This window comes from Streptomyces colonosanans, assembly GCF_001866645.1.
Classification (GTDB): domain Bacteria; phylum Actinomycetota; class Actinomycetes; order Streptomycetales; family Streptomycetaceae; genus Streptomyces; species Streptomyces colonosanans.
Genome location: NZ_MLYP01000153.1, coordinates 1 through 1,206 on the forward strand (window position 1 = coordinate 1; position 1,206 = coordinate 1,206).

General features: G+C 67.8%; 2 protein-coding genes. One reads left to right on the forward strand and one right to left on the reverse strand.

Going from position 1 to position 1,206, the window contains the following annotated elements; all coding sequences use genetic code 11:
• On the forward strand, positions 1–720 hold a 720-nt coding region (locus BIV24_RS30935), incomplete at its 5' end, for an RNA-guided endonuclease InsQ/TnpB family protein (RefSeq protein ID WP_342745298.1).
• Positions 721–836: 116 nt separating this feature from the next.
• On the opposite strand, the gene BIV24_RS30940 is transcribed toward BIV24_RS30935, so the two are convergent.
• Positions 837–1,118, reverse strand: coding sequence for a metal-sensitive transcriptional regulator (locus BIV24_RS30940; RefSeq protein WP_071369774.1), 282 nt, complete (start codon positions 1,116–1,118; stop codon positions 837–839).
• Positions 1,119–1,206: the final 88 nt, after the last annotated feature.

Below are 1,206 nucleotides of genomic sequence, written 5' to 3' on the forward strand. Positions count from 1 at the left end.
CGACGCCGGAGTCGTCATCCCCCTGGCCCTCTCGGACGGCAACCACCAGGACCACGGCCGTCCGCACCGGCTTCCCGAGACCGGAACAAATGGCTCACCCCCAACGAGAAGCGCAAGCTCCTCGCCCTGGAACGGGAAGCAGCCCACCGCAAGTCGTTCCGCAAGCGAGGCGAGCCCACCTCCCGCCGCTTGCAGAACACCTACGACCAGATCCGACGGCTCCACGCGAAAGCCAAGCGCCGCGCCGAGGACTGGCAGCACCAGACCACGACCACCCTCGCCCTCACCTACAGCACCGTGGCCGTGGAAGACCTCACCATCACGAACATGACCCGCTCCGCCAAGGGCACCGTGGACAGCCCCGGCACCAACGTGGCGCAGAAGGCCGGACTCAACCGCAGCATCCTCCAGGAATCCTGGGGACGCATGCGCCGCATGCTGGCCTACAAGCTCGAACGCCACGGCGGAACCCTGGCAGCGATACCCGCGCGACACACATCGCAGCGCTGCCACGCCTGCGGATTCATCACCCCCGGCAACCGGGAATCGCAGGCCCTGTTCGTATGCAAGAACCACCGGTGCGGCTGGACCGGGAACGCAGACTTCAACGCGGCCCAAAACATCCTGCACCTGTACCGGACGGGCCACGCGCTCGTCCCGGCTGCGGGAAGCGCAACCGTAAGGCGCACCAGAGGCGTCAAACCGACCACCGCAAGGTAGGCCGGAATCTCCCGCCCTTCGGACGGGAGAGATCTTCAAGCGCTCACTGCTCAGGTACGAGCGGTGAAACCGACTGCGAGGCCGGGCGTCTCGCCCGGCCCCGCAGTGTTCGGCCGTCAGGTTCGTACGAGCCGCGCGATGGCTTTGGAGGCCTCGCTGACCTTGGACCTGGCCTGTTCGCCGCCCTCGACGATGGCCTCCGTGACGCAGTAGGCGAGGTGTTCGTCCAGGAGGGCCAGGGCGCAGGACTGGAGCGCGGCGTTGGTGGCGGCGACCTGGGTGAGGACCTCGATGCAGTAGGTCTCCTCCTCGACCATGCGCTGCAGACCTCGCACCTGGCCCTCGATCCTGCGCAGCCGCCGGATGATGCCGTCCCGGTGAGTCTGGTACCCGGCCATGGCGGCCTCCTCCTCGTGGTCGGTGGCTTACCGGTCGGCGGGCTGGAATCCGCGCAGTCGCAGGCTGTTGCCGACGACGAAGACCGAG